Genomic DNA, 12,760 nt, shown 5'->3' with positions numbered 1-12,760 from the left:
TCTTCCCCACCTAAATCGAGAGGACTCCCCCGGTCCCGCCCCGGAGGACCGACAGGAAGAGGGTCAGGTATTCCCGCAGGTGGCGGGTCAGCAGGAAGTTCTCCCGGACGAACTCCCGCGCCTCCTCCCCCATCTCCCGGATCCGTTCCCGGTGATGGAGGAAGTACCGGATCCGGTGGGCGGCCCCCTCCGGGGTGTTCACGAGAAACCCGGTATGGTGGTTGAACACCTGCAGGCGGATCCCCCCCACGTCCCCGCCGATCACCGGCTTCCCCTTCCACATTCCCTCGGTCACCGTCAGCCCGAACCCTTCCTTCGTGGACTTCTGCAGGATGATGTCGGCGATCCGCTGGAAGGCGTTGATCGTCCGGTGGGCGTTCGCGGGAAGGAGGATGACATGGATGCCGGGATCCCCCTCCGCCGCCTCCCTCACCTCCTCGAGCACCGCCTTCCCCTCCGGGTCGTCCGCCGCCCCTCCTCCGGCGAGCAGGAGCTGTACGGGGGAGACCGTGCGGACCAGCCGGTAGGCCTGGATCACCCCGATGGGGTCCTTGAACCGGTCGAACCGGGAAACCTGCACCAGGAGCGGCTGCTTCCGGTCGATCCCGAATTCCTTCCGGACCCGGTCCAGTTCCTCCGCGCCGATCTCGACATTCTTCTCGCTCAGCGGATCGATGCTCGGCGGAACGAGGAACTGCGGGTGCGGGAGCGGCTGGGCGAATTCGCACATCGAGAAGATGCTCGCGTCGTACTCCTTCACGATCGGATGGAGCCCCTTCCACACCGGGCGGTGGGGCCGGCTGATGTCGATATGCCCTCTCCAGATCCACTTCCCCCTCCGCTTCGGGAACATCGAGAGGAGCGGGGCCGGCTGGGGGTCGTGCACGACCACGATATCGGCTTCCTCCAGGACCGGGCGGAGACGCCGGGCATTCTGCTCGTTCACCTCCCGGTAGACGCTCCAGTCCCTCCGGGAAAGCTCCACCGGGCGCCCCTGCAGGCCGTTGTGGATCGCCTTGGTGATCCGGTAGAAGCGGGGAGTCCCCTGGATGACCTCCCAGGAGGCCTCCAGCCCGACGTCGCGCATCAGGGGGACCATCCACTCCAGGATCTCGGCGACCCCCCCGCCTTCCCGGGTGGAGTTCACGTGGACGACCCGGATCCTCCCGAGCTTCTCTCCGAGGCGCCGCAGCTGGGTGACCGCCGAGGCGCCGACGATCTTTTCATACTCCGACAGGGGGGAGCTCATTTCCGCTTTCCTCCCTGGGTGAGCGCTTCCACGATCTGCCGTCTCAGCTCGGGAAGGCTGTAGAAGTAGAAGTCGATCGACTCCAGCGCGGCGATGAAGGTCCTGTAGGTTTCCGGGTCCCCCCGGAGCCACGCCGAAAAATCGTCTTTTCCGACGACCTGCCGCCGCCGGGCCTCCAGGAAATGATAGTAGACGCTCCCGTTCGTCATCCCCCGGATCGCCGCAGCCAGGTCGCGAGGATGGGCGATCCTCTCTCCCGTGTCGAAGGTCACCGTCGTCGCTTCCAGGAAATAGAACTCGTCCCCGCGGGACACCGAGGGGATATCGGTGATTTCGCTCAGCCGGTCCTCGAGGATCTCCAGAGCGGCGGCGCGCAGATCCTCGAGGGAGGCCATGGAATAGGGGTCGATGATCCCCAAACGCTCCGCGAGAACCCGGTCGCCCAGATACAGCTTCGCCCAGACGGCGAAGTCGTTCCGGTAGTCCGGGTTGTCGAAGGTGGGACGGATCGGCGTCTCGCAGAAATGATGGAAGAGGACCGATTCGCTGCAGGCGGCGACCCGCATCCGCAGCTCCCGCAGGTTGAACGCGGGGGGAAGCCCGCTCATCCGCACCAGGAGGGCGCAATCCTTGATCTCGAACGGCGTCAACGCCATCCCAGGACACACCCCGTTCCTCCGTTTTCCGCAAGGGCCCGGACGGCCCGTGCCAGACCCGACGGTCCCGCGACGACCCGTGCCCCGGGTACCCAACCCCTTCCGCCGACCGCGAAAGCCCTCCCCCTTCTGGCCAGGACCCAGCGCATGGCGATCCCGTCGTTCTCGTCGTCTCCGGCGTACAGGACCCCGCCCCGGGTGGGGTCGAACCGGAGCAGGCGGCAAAGCCGCTGGATCCCCATCGCCTTGTTTACTTCACGAAGAACCTGATATTCTTCGACACAAGGCCCTGATGTTGAATGTATATTTAGGTTAGACCGAAGCCGCATCAGCAGCGGCTCCAGCACCCCCCAACCGTCCGGGGAGACCTTCCGATGATGGACCGCCGCCGACCAGTACTTGTCCTCGATCTCCACCCCCGGAACCTTTGCACACTCCGCGAGCAGGGGGAGAAGCGCAGCGCGCGCCGATTCCGCACGCCTCACCGCCTCGTTTCCCATCCCGGCCCGATGCCCTCCTGGAAACCGCCACTCGACTCCGCTTCCCCCTCCCAGGTACACCCCGGGGACCGGAACCCTCGGTACCAGGTCGGGCAGCGCGCGGCTGGAGAGGACAGCCACCCGATCCCCGTCCTGCGCCGAAAGGTCCCGGAGCAGGCCGCGGGAGGCCGGGTGGAGCCCCGCCGCGTTCCGGTCGGGCACGATCGGGGAGAGGGTCCCGTCGAAATCGAACACCCAGAGCCGCCCGGGCGCGGTTCCTCCCCTCACTGGGAGGCTTTCATCAAGAGGATCCGCTCCAGCTCTTCGAACACCTTCCCACCCCAGTCGTACACGTTGCTCTTCTCGACCTGGGCGCGCATCCGCTCCATCCGCAGGCGGCGCTCCTCTTCCGGCATGCGGAAGGCCCGGACCATCGCGTCCGCCATGCTGTCGAGATCGTAGGGGTTCACCAGGAGCGTCGCCTCGCCCAGTTCGCGGGCCGCGCCCGTATACTGGGAGAGCACCAGGATCCCGTCTCCGTCGATCCGGGCGGAGATGAACTCCTTCGCCACGAGGTTCATTCCGTCGTGGAGGGAGGTTACGAGGACGACATGGGCCATTCGGTAGGCGGAGAGAACGGCGTAATAGTCATGGTGCGCCCGGAGGAACCGGATGGGAGACCACTCCTCGGTCTGGTGGCGCCAGTTGATCTCGTCCACCAGATCGTCCATGGCGTCGTTCAGCTTCCGGTAGGCCTCCACGTGGGTGCGGCTGGGAGCGGCGAGCTGGACGAGGGCCACCTTCCCGCAGAGGTCCGGATGGCGCTGAAGCATGAGGTCGAACGCGCGGAGCCTCTCCAGGATCCCCTTCGTGTAATCGATCCGGTCGGCCCCGACGAAGAGGAAGACCCCGTCGATGTCCCCCAGCTCCTTCATGAACCCGTCGGTGCGCTTCTCCACCGTCGGCGACAGGACGTCCCGCCCGATCTGCTCGTAGTTCACGCTGATGGGGAACGGCCGCACATAGGTGGGGCGCCCCCCCCGGAAGATCCGGAAACTCTCGTGATCGACCATCGCCTCGATGCTGCGCTCCACCGTCTCCAGGAAATTGTTGCAATGGTACTGGATGTGGAAGCCGAGCAGGTCGTTCCCCAGAAGGCCGTCCAGCAGTTCCTCCCCCCAGGGGAAGATCCGGAAGGACTCCGGGTTCGGCCAGGGAATGTGCCAGAAATGGATCACCTTGATGTCGGGCCGTCCCGTCTTCACGTAGCGGGGAAGCAGCGCCAGGTGATAGTCCTGGACGAAGACGATCGCGGGGTCGCTCCCGGCCTCCTCCAGGACGACGTCGGCGAACTTCCGGTTGACGCTCCGGTAGGTCTCCCAGTCGCTCCGGGAAAAGAACGGCCTCTTGTAGACGGTGTGGCACAGCGGCCAGAGGGCGGTGTTCGACATGCCGTGGTAGTATCCCTGCTCCTCCTTCCGGGTCAGCCAGACCCTCCGGAGCACGAACTTCGGATCCTCCGCCGGCAGCGCGACCCGGCCCTTCTCGTCCACGACGAGGCGGTCCGCGGAGCCGGCCCCGTGGGCGATCCAGGTCCCCCCGACGGCCCGGACGATGGGGGAAAGCGCCGACGCCATCCCGCTCGCCGGCCGGATGACCTTCACCCCTTCCGCGACCCGCTCGTGGAGGTACGGCTCCCGGTTGGAAACCACGATCAGCTTCGCCCCCGCGGCGACGCGGGCCACGATCTCCGACAGATCACCGGATGTCACCGGGGCTCCTCCCTCCAGGGCGTGGGCGATCGAAAAGGCGTCCGGACACGGCGGCGGGGCACCGTGCGGTCCCCATCGGACGAAACGTCGAAAAACCGTTGGCGGTCGGGGATGTCCGTCGAACTCTATGCGCCTACCATACAAAGGTTTACCGGAAAAATCAAATTTGCTGCCCCTCCCCCAGGCGGCGGAACAGGGCCCCCGCGAGCAGGTAGAGCAGCGACCCCGCGAGCAGGGTTCCCCGGAGGCCGAACCAGAGGGCTCCCGCGGCGGCGAGCGACGCCCCGGCGACGGAGCAGAACCCGTTGACCCCCCATGCGAACGGGATCGCCCGGGAACCGGCGGCCGAAAGCCGGGAGAGCCCCGCGGGAAACGGGATCCCCATGAGGAATCCGGCCGGCGCCATGGCGGCGAGGAACAACGCCACCCGCACTCCCGCCGGGAGGGGAAGGATCCGCGGCGCGGCAATCGAAAGGAAGAGGTATCCCCCCGCGGAAAGGATCGCGATCCCGGGAAAGATCCACCGCCGCATCGCCTCGTCCCCGCCGATCCGGCCGGACAGCATGCTTCCCGCCCCGGAACAGAAGGAGAACCCGCCGATCGCGGCGCTCGCCGCCCCCACCGGATCTCCCAGCAACAGGATCCCGGTCTTGAGGAAGGTCAGCTCGACCAGCATGTACCCGAATCCGAGCGCCGAGAAGTAGCCCGCGAGGGAAACCGGCGGCCTGCCCCCTTTCCCGCCTCCGAACAGTACGGGCGGCAGGAGCAACACGGCCGCCACCGCCGACGAGACCGCCAGGGAAATCAGGAGGAAGAGGACCCCCCACTCCAGGAAGGGGACCCACTGGCTCCCGAGAGACCTTCGGAATTCCCCGATCGCCCCGAGCCGCAGAAACCGGTAGAAGTAGGGGGAGTCGTCCGTGGCCGGGCGCAGATCGAACAACGCGCCCTCCTTCTCCGCCCCTCCGATGAGAGCGGCCTGCACCGCGGCGGCGAGAGCCCGTTCCCCGGGCTCCTCGCTCCTCCCCCGCGCAGGCGGCCAGACGACCTCGAACCCGGTTTCCGCGCAGAAGCGATCCGCCGCCTCACGCTCCGCCGGGGTCAGTGGGATCCTCTTCGCGACGATCGTGAAGGAACCCCATCCCCTCACCATCAGGACCCGCTCCGGAACGGGGCGCAGCCCCATCCCCTCCATCTCCTCCCGTAGGGTCCGCAGGATCTTGACGCTCTCCCGGGCCGGGCTCTTCAGCCACCCGGAGACGGCGAGCATCCCGTCCGGCTTCGTCCCGGAGAGCGCAGCCCCGATCCCTTCCCTCGTCAGCAGGAAGGCCTCCCCCGCCGCGTGGATTCCGACGGAAGAGAAGGTCGAGGAGGAAACCCCGTGGATTTCCACGATGTCGAACCGCCCTTCCCCCCGGGCGAGATAATTTCTGGCCCCTTCCTCCCGGATCGAAAGACGAAGGGAGGCCGGAGGGTCTCCGGAAAAGGATCGAAGATTCCCGAGGAGCGCCGCCGCCTCGCCCGCCGGTTCGACCACCGTCAATGAGGAGGCGCCGTTCGCGGCGGCCTCCAGGATCCCTTCCGTTCCGCGGAGCGAAAGCTGCAGGACCTCGGGGCGGGCCGCCAGACGGTACGGCAGAGACGACGGGAACCAGGAGAGATACCGGGGAGGATCCGCCCCGCCCCCTTGCGGGATGACGCCCCGGAACTCGCCGTCCGCGAAGAGAGCGGCCTGGGAAGGGATCTCCCCGTCGAACCGGAACGAAAGGCCGGGGGCGATGTGCAGGCCCGGGGCGGACAGGGCGCGGAAGTCGCCCGACGGGCCCGCCCGGACTCCCAGCATGCGGGCGCCGGGGAGCCGTCCGGCGACGGCCAGATCCTTGTAGGGGGAGAGCCGAAGGTCCGGCGCAGGAAGGAGGATCAGCGCCAGCGACGCCGCCGCGGCCGCCGCCCGGCTCACCGATATCCCCCCGCGGGCTCGCGGCACCACGAACAGTGCCCCCGCGAATCCCAGCGCGGTCGCCCCTTTCAGCAGGCTTTCCGTGGGAAGGAGCGAAAGGGCCGGAAGCGCGATCAGGGCTCCCGCGGCAGAGCCTGCGAAGCTCGCCCCGTAGACGACCCCCGGGTTCCCGATCCGGAAGGAGAGCGGCAGGCCGACCGCGCTCCCCACGAGGAAAAACGGAACGGAGAGCAGGAGAAAGAAGAGGGCGAAGGGAAGCCAGGCGAACGGATCCCACAGCAGGATATAGGGGTCGAACGGGACGAGCAGCGACGCCCGGAAGGCGAGGTCGAACGCCGGAGCGGCGAGGAGGACCAGCCAGGGGAAGACCCTCCCCGGGGACCGTCCGATCGGCTCCCGGAGCAGGTGGATCGCGATGCCGGACGCGCCGAATCCGAGCATCGCCTGGGAGAGGATCAGCGGTACGAAGTGGGGCCAGAAGCGGACGGAAAGAAGGCGGATCAGGAAGATCTCGTCCGCGATCGCCGCCGCCGAAACCAGGAAGACGGCGGGGAGGACCGAGGAGGGCCGGGGATCAGTGGCCGAGAAGCCGTACGAATGCGACGGGGAGGACATTCTTCTGGGACAACGATCCGTCCGCATGCTTTTCCAGGAACACCAGGTTCTGGGTCATGAACGGACCGCCCACCGGCATGATCATCCTCCCTCCCGGCTTCAGCTGCCGCAGGAGCGGCGGAGGGACATGCCCCCCTGCGCAGGTCACGATGATCGCGTCGAAGGGCGCCTTCTCTTCCCACCCGTAGTAGCCGTCCCCCTGCTTCGTGACCACGTTGGGAAACTTCAGCTCGTCGAGGGTCCGGCGGGAACGGTCGGCCAGCACCTCGAAGATCTCGACGCTGTAGACCTCGGCGGCGATTTTCGCGGCGATCGCCGCCTGGTACCCGGAGCCGGTCCCCACCTCCAGCACCCGGTCCGTGTCCCGAAGCCGGAGGATCTCCGTCATGAACCCGACGATGTAGGGCTGGGAGATCGTCTGCCCCTCCCCGATCGGAAGCGGGCGGGGGATGTAGGCGAGATGGCGGTACTCCGCGGGGACGAACCGGTGCCTGGGGACCTCCCGCATCGCCGTGAGCACACGGGAATCGACGACCCCCTCCCCTGCGATCTGCTCCTCCACCATCGCGAGACGCGCCGCAAGGTACGGATCTTCCGCGCCTGCGCGCGGAACGGCCGCCAGGAGCAGCACGACGGGAAACGCCCATCCGGCGGACCGGCGGAAGATCATCGGAAGGGATCCTCCTCCAGCGAGCGCCGCGCCAGCAGGAACATCGCGGCGTTCCACGACTGGCCGGGCATGCCGCGGGGAAGGCCGGTGCGCCCGTGGAACCACTCCTGGAACGCCCAGCCGTTCGTCTCGTTCATCCGCGCCAGCCTCTCCAGCGCCTCCCGCGCCTCCCGCTCCCTTCCCGTGCGGGCCAGGGCGGCGACCCAGAAACCCCCGAGAAAGGGCCAGGCTCCCCCGTTGTGGTACCGGTATGCGCCGTTCTGACGGTGCCGGTTCATGTAGGGGCGCCAGAGGGGATCCTGCCTTCGGATCGGATCGCACACCGCGCGAACGGGGAAGGGAACGTCGACCCCCTCCTCCTGAAGCGAAGAGACGATCCGGTGGGAGCGTTCCCCGGAAGCAAGGCCGAAGAGGACGGCCAGCAGGTTCCCGAACACATCCCCTTCCCCTCCCCAGAAGGAGAAATTGACGAAGCTCGCATACAGCTCCCCGGGATTCTCCTTCCCCCTCCCGTTGCGCATGTAGCGGGAAAGGAGGCAAAGGCGCCGCGGCGACGGCCGCCCGTTGGATCCGGAGGAAAAGAGCCTGTCCCCGTTCTCCCGCGTCTCCTCCGCCCGGGGAAGCGAATAGAGCCGCTTCACCCGATGCCACAGGGCGTTCGTGTAGAGCACATACCCCGACCGCGGCATGATGTCGGCCCAGTCGCTCGCCTCGTTCTGCTGGAGGAGGAGGTGCTCCGGGTGCTCCTGGCAGCGCAGCCACGCGATCGCCCTTTCGACGTTTGCGCGGAGGCCTGCGCGAAGCCCCACGCCCGGAATGCGCCGCTCGCAATATTCCAAGGCGATCAGCCACCAGAGGGTGGCGTCGATGCAGCCGACATACCAGAAGTCGGTTTCCCCGGAATCGGGGTCGACGTAATTCGGCATCTGCCCGTTGTCCGCCTGGCGCTCCGCCAGGGTCCGAAGGCCCTGGCCCGCCATCTCCTCCAGCAGCGAATCCCCGGAACCGGCCATCCCCAGGGCGCAGATGGAGGCGTCCCGGCAGAAGATCCGGGCATAGTTCCTCTTGACCGAGGAGGGGGTTTTCGCCGCCGCCATGATCCCGCGCGGGGTCAGGTTCCCCCGGAGAAGCTTCCTCGATTCCCGGGCCGCACGCGAGACGAGGGAGGACTTTCCGGGCGGGTCGGTCCTCACCCGTCCTCCCCCTTCAAGCCCGGGATTCCGGAAGACCCGAGCAGCCGGAGCTCGATCGGCTTCAGGGTGGTGCGCGGAAGCACGCGCTTGCGGAACAGGCGGATCCCCTGGTTGAGCAGCAGGATGCCGACGACCAGGAACCCGAGGGAGACGGTCACCTGCCTGACCCGGATGACGTGATTGTCGATCTCGTACAGTTCGTGGTTCCAGATCTCCCCGGCGGTCGAGGCGAAGGAAGCTGACGCGGACAGGATCAGCAAGGCGGCTGAGAATAACAGTGCGGCGGAAACTTTCCAGGATCCCTTTCCCGTGTTCAACGACCTCCTCCGGTCCAAGGGAGATGCGTCCGGGGGGGGGGGACGGCCCTCCCCGGCATTCCTCCAATGATACATGGAAACCGGGGGTGCGGCCAGCACGGGGATGACCAGGGGATCCTGCGCGACCCCTCCCCAAAGGATCGCTCCGGAAAATCCGGGTGTCGGTTTAGAATACGGGAATGGAGAAGGTCCGATGTCCGCGAACGTGACCCTCCCCGTCTGGCTTGCCGCGATTCTCGCCCTCCTGGCGGGCTGGGCGATCCTCGAACGGATGCTGATCCCCAGCGTGCGCTGGTTTCTCCGGCGGCGGGTGAGCCGTGCGATCGAGGAGATCGGCAAGCGCCTCCACCTCGAGATCCGCCCCTTCTCGCTGACCAAGCGCCAGGTCCTGATCGACCGGCTGATGTACGATCCCGCGGTCCTGGAAGCGGCCGGGGAGCGCGCGCGGGACCGCAACGTCCCCCGGGACCTGACGATGGCCGAGGTGGAGCGGTTCGCGAAGGAGATCGTCCCCTCCTTCAACGCCTACGCCTATTTCCGGGTGGGGTACTGGCTGGCCCGGCGAACCGCCCGGGTCCTCTACCGCGTGCGGGTCGGGTTCACGGACGAGGCGGGGATCTCCGCGATCGACCCGAAGTCTACGGTCGTCTTCGTCATGAACCACCGGAGCAACATGGACTACATCCTGGTGGCCTACCTCGCGGCGACCCGGACCGCCCTGAGCTACGCGGTCGGGGAGTGGGCCCGGATCTGGCCGCTGCACACGCTCATCCGCGCGATGGGGGCCTATTTCATCCGGAGGAATTCGGCCGATCCCCTCTACCGGGTCGTCCTCGAGCGGTACGTCGCCATGGCGACGGAGGGAGGGGTGGTGCAGGCGGTCTACCCGGAAGGGGGGTTGAGCCGCGACGGAGGGATGCGGAAAGCGAAACTCGGCCTTCTTTCCTACATGGTCAAGGGGTTCCGGCCGGACGGGGAGAGGGACCTCGTCTTCGTCCCGGTGGGGATCAACTACGACAGGACGCTGGAGGATCGAAGCCAGCTCCACTCCCTGGATCCGGGCGCGAAGCGGAAAAGCGCGGGATTCGTCACGTGGACCACCCTGGCGTTCGCCCTGCGACAGTTCGGCATGATGCTGACCGGACGCTGGTACCGGTTCGGGTACGCCTGCGTGAACTTCGGCACGCCGATCTCGATGCGGGAATACTGCCGGCGGACCGGAGCCGGTTTCGGGACCCCCGACCGGGAGGAGCGGTTCCGCCGGGTGGAAGCGATGGCCCACGAACTGATGGAGGCGGTGGGCCGGGTGATCCCGGTCCTGCCCGTTTCCCTGGTGGCGACCGTCCTTCTCCGGCGCGGGGAATCCGGGACGGGCGAACTCGAACTGAAGGGCGAGGTTCACCGGCTGATGCAGGCCCTCCGGGAGGCGGGCGCCCACATCTATCTGCCCCGGGCCGACCAGGACTACTCCGTCTCGGTCGGGCTGCGGATGCTCACCCTCCGCCATCTCGTCGAGGACCGGGAGGGGCTCTTCTTCGTCCGCCCCGGGGAGGTCCCGCTGCTCCGGTACTACGCCAATTCGATCGCGCACCTCCTCCCCGTTCCCGGACCGGTCCCGGCCGGATCGCTGGGCGGAGAGCACCCCCCGTAAGAATCAGGAAGCCTTGAGCGCCTTCGCGGCCTTCGCCACGTCCTTGGGCTTGACCCAGAAGAAGGCGCCGAATCTTCCGTTCCCCGCGGAGACCCCGTTGAGCGCCACGACGCTCACCTTCGCCTTCGCGAGCGTCTCCAGGATCGTGGCGACCGCGCCGGCCCGGTCCCGTCCCTGCGCCAGGAAGCACCCCTTCTTCAGGGCGACCTTCAGTCCCGCCTTCTTCGCCGCCTTCCGGAAGAGGGCCGCGTTCTTCGGAACGAAGTCCAGCTGCACGCGTCGCCCGCTCGGGAATCCGGTGAAGGCCAGCAGGTCCACCTTCGCCGCCTTCAGGGCACCGAGGACTCTCGCCCCCTCCCCGACACGGTTCGCGATCTCCGCCTTGTAGTAATCGACCTTCCGGATCCTGTCCGCCATACTGTCCCCCCTTTCGAAGTGGATGTCGCCCCTCGTTAGAACTTCTTGAAGCGGTTCCTTTTCACGCCGCAGACGGGGCAGTTGACCGGCGCCTTCCCGAAAACCGTGTGTCCGCACACGGAGCAGATGTAGACGCTCGAGACCCGGATGTCCTTCCCGGCTTTCGCCGACCGCTTCGCGTCGGCGTACATCTTCGCGTGGGTCTTTTCCGCTTCGAAGGCGAAGTGGATGGAGCGGATGGCGTCCGGCTCCTTGTCCTTTTTCGCCGCCGCCATGAACTCCGGGTACATCTTCTTCACTTCGTAGGTCTCGCCGTCGATCGCCGACTGCAGGTTCTCCGTCGTCGGGCCTGCGCCGTACACGACGCGGAAATGGTTGCTGGCATGGACCTTCTCCGCGAAGGAGATCGCGGTGAAGAGCCGACAAATGTTCTTGAACCCTTCCTGCTTCGCCGCGTCCGCGAAGATCGAGTACTTCATGTGGGCCTGGCTTTCGCCGGCGAAGGCCGCCTGGATGTTCTTTTTCGTCTTCGGCTTCATCTACGCTTCCTCCCTGGTTCCTGAGATGGTGTGGATCGCGGGGTAATAAAGGAATGCCTCCTACTTTACCTGATCGCCTGTCGGAGTGACAAAAATAATCCCGTTCCTCCCCGACGGCCCACAGGAAACGAAGGGTGGAACCGGTATCGACGATGTCCTCGACGACGAGCACATCCTTTCCGGCAATCGGGGTCCGAAGATCGAGGAGCAGCCGGACCGTGTTTCAGCAGTATAATATTCCACGGAGGATACGTTGAAAGCGATTCGCGTGCACACGTTCGGAGGTCCGGAGGTGATGGTCCCGGAGGAGGTTCCCCGGCCTTCGCCCGGAGAGGGGCAGGCGCTGGTCCGGGTCGAGGCGGCCGGCGTGAACTTCATCGACATCTACCAGCGCCTGGGACAATACCCGGTGCCGCTGCCCATGGTTCCTGGGAACGAGGGGGCGGGCGTCGTCGAGCAGATCGGTCCCGGGGTCCGGGAAGTGTCGCCGGGCGACCGTGTCGCATACTCCGGATCGCTGGGCGCCTACGCGGAATATGCGGTCGTTCCCTCCTGGCGGCTGGTCCGGCTTCCCACGGGGGTCGACACCCGGATCGGGGCCGCCGCGATGCTCCAGGGAATGACCGCGCACTACCTCACGCACAGCACCTTCCCGTTGAAGCCGGGCGACGCCTGCCTCGTCCACGCGGCCGCGGGGGGGGTCGGGCTGCTGCTTCTCCAGATGGCGAAGCGGCGGGGGGCCAGGACGATCGGCACCGTCTCGACCCCCGGGAAGGCGGAGCTGGCGAGGCAATTCGGGGCCGACGAGGTGATTCTCTACACGTCGCAGGATTTCGAGGCCGAGGTGAAGCGGTTGACCGGCGGCCGGGGCGTTCAGGCGGTCTACGACTCGGTCGGCCGGGACACCTTCGACAAGAGCCTGAACTGCCTTTCCCCCCGTGGGATGCTGGTGCTCTACGGCCAGTCGAGCGGTCCGGTCGCTCCGCTGGATCCGCAGATCCTGAGCGCCAGGGGGGGGCTCTTCCTGACCCGTCCCTCCCTGTCTCACTACACCGCGACCCGGGAGGAGCTCCTCCAGCGGGCCGGGGATCTGCTGGGATGGGCGGCTTCGGGAAAGCTCCGGGTGCGGATCGGCGGAGAGTATCCGCTGGAGATGGCTTCGCGGGCCCACTCGGACCTGGCGGGACGCGGGACCACCGGAAAGCTTCTGCTGATCCCGTAGACCCGGGCGGTCTCGTGGGC

12 protein-coding genes are annotated in these 12,760 nt (G+C 67.1%); 2 read left to right on the top strand and 10 right to left on the bottom strand.

What is annotated here, in order from left to right; all coding sequences use genetic code 11:
- Positions 1–10 precede the first annotated feature (10 nt).
- The 8 genes from A2X88_02820 to A2X88_02785 all read right to left on the bottom strand — a co-directional run bounded on the left by A2X88_02820 (position 11) and on the right by A2X88_02785 (position 8,911).
- Positions 11–1,249: a glycosyl transferase family 1 gene (locus tag A2X88_02820; GenBank protein ID OGP35390.1), complete on the bottom strand. Its 1,239-nt coding sequence runs from the start codon at positions 1,247–1,249 to the stop codon at positions 11–13.
- On the bottom strand, positions 1,246–1,905 hold the full coding sequence (locus A2X88_02815) for a hypothetical protein (protein OGP35389.1): 660 nt from the start codon (positions 1,903–1,905) through the stop codon (positions 1,246–1,248). The genes A2X88_02820 and A2X88_02815 overlap by 4 nt, the downstream gene beginning before the upstream one ends.
- Complete coding sequence (locus A2X88_02810) at positions 1,896–2,672, bottom strand: trehalose-phosphatase (GenBank protein ID OGP35388.1); 777 nt, start codon at positions 2,670–2,672, stop codon at positions 1,896–1,898. Before A2X88_02810 ends, A2X88_02815 begins: the two co-directional genes overlap by 10 nt.
- A complete protein-coding gene (locus A2X88_02805) occupies positions 2,669–4,096 on the bottom strand; it encodes a trehalose-6-phosphate synthase (GenBank protein ID OGP35408.1) in 1,428 nt (475 codons plus the stop codon). The genes A2X88_02810 and A2X88_02805 overlap by 4 nt, the downstream gene beginning before the upstream one ends.
- Before the next feature lie 220 nt (positions 4,097–4,316).
- Complete coding sequence (locus A2X88_02800; protein OGP35387.1) at positions 4,317–6,731, bottom strand: hypothetical protein; 2,415 nt, start codon at positions 6,729–6,731, stop codon at positions 4,317–4,319.
- A complete protein-coding gene (locus A2X88_02795; GenBank protein ID OGP35386.1) occupies positions 6,691–7,401 on the bottom strand; it encodes a protein-L-isoaspartate O-methyltransferase in 711 nt (236 codons plus the stop codon). Before A2X88_02795 ends, A2X88_02800 begins: the two co-directional genes overlap by 41 nt.
- Positions 7,398–8,594: a glycoside hydrolase gene (locus A2X88_02790; GenBank protein ID OGP35385.1), complete on the bottom strand. Its 1,197-nt coding sequence runs from the start codon at positions 8,592–8,594 to the stop codon at positions 7,398–7,400. Before A2X88_02790 ends, A2X88_02795 begins: the two co-directional genes overlap by 4 nt.
- Complete coding sequence (locus A2X88_02785; protein ID OGP35384.1) at positions 8,591–8,911, bottom strand: hypothetical protein; 321 nt, start codon at positions 8,909–8,911, stop codon at positions 8,591–8,593. Before A2X88_02785 ends, A2X88_02790 begins: the two co-directional genes overlap by 4 nt.
- A 193-nt stretch (positions 8,912–9,104) precedes the next feature.
- Between A2X88_02785 and A2X88_02780 the strand changes: the two genes are divergently transcribed.
- Positions 9,105–10,562 carry a hypothetical protein gene (locus tag A2X88_02780; protein ID OGP35383.1) on the top strand — a complete coding sequence of 486 codons (1,458 nt, stop codon included), beginning with the start codon at positions 9,105–9,107 and terminating at the stop codon, positions 10,560–10,562.
- Between the two features lie 3 nt (positions 10,563–10,565).
- On the opposite strand, the gene A2X88_02775 is transcribed toward A2X88_02780, so the two are convergent.
- Both A2X88_02775 and A2X88_02770 read right to left on the bottom strand, forming a co-directional pair.
- Entirely contained in the window at positions 10,566–10,979 is a 414-nt protein-coding gene (locus A2X88_02775; protein OGP35382.1) for a hypothetical protein, read from the bottom strand.
- 35 nt (positions 10,980–11,014) lie between these two features.
- Entirely contained in the window at positions 11,015–11,518 is a 504-nt protein-coding gene (locus A2X88_02770; protein OGP35381.1) for a rubrerythrin, read from the bottom strand.
- 253 nt (positions 11,519–11,771) lie between these two features.
- On the opposite strand from A2X88_02770, the gene A2X88_02765 reads away from it, so the two are divergent.
- Positions 11,772–12,740 carry an NADPH:quinone reductase gene (locus A2X88_02765; protein OGP35380.1) on the top strand — a complete coding sequence of 323 codons (969 nt, stop codon included), beginning with the start codon at positions 11,772–11,774 and terminating at the stop codon, positions 12,738–12,740.
- Positions 12,741–12,760: the final 20 nt, after the last annotated feature.

Source organism: Deltaproteobacteria bacterium GWC2_65_14, from assembly GCA_001797615.1.
Lineage (GTDB): Bacteria > Desulfobacterota > Deferrimicrobia > Deferrimicrobiales > Deferrimicrobiaceae > GWC2-65-14.
Note: the sequence above shows the minus strand (reverse complement) of the source record. Positions and strands in the feature narration are given on the sequence as shown.

Coding starts and splice junctions, on each gene's coding strand:
- A2X88_02815 (OGP35389.1), bottom strand. CDS start 1,905: ATGGCGTTGACGCCGTTCGAGATCAAGGATTGCGCCCTCCTGGTGCGG.
- A2X88_02800 (OGP35387.1), bottom strand. CDS start 6,731: ATGTCCTCCCCGTCGCATTCGTACGGCTTCTCGGCCACTGATCCCCGG.
- A2X88_02775 (OGP35382.1), bottom strand. CDS start 10,979: ATGGCGGACAGGATCCGGAAGGTCGATTACTACAAGGCGGAGATCGCG.
- A2X88_02770 (OGP35381.1), bottom strand. CDS start 11,518: ATGAAGCCGAAGACGAAAAAGAACATCCAGGCGGCCTTCGCCGGCGAA.
- A2X88_02780 (OGP35383.1), top strand. CDS start 9,105: ATGTCCGCGAACGTGACCCTCCCCGTCTGGCTTGCCGCGATTCTCGCC.
- A2X88_02795 (OGP35386.1), bottom strand. CDS start 7,401: ATGATCTTCCGCCGGTCCGCCGGATGGGCGTTTCCCGTCGTGCTGCTC.
- A2X88_02820 (OGP35390.1), bottom strand. CDS start 1,249: ATGAGCTCCCCCCTGTCGGAGTATGAAAAGATCGTCGGCGCCTCGGCG.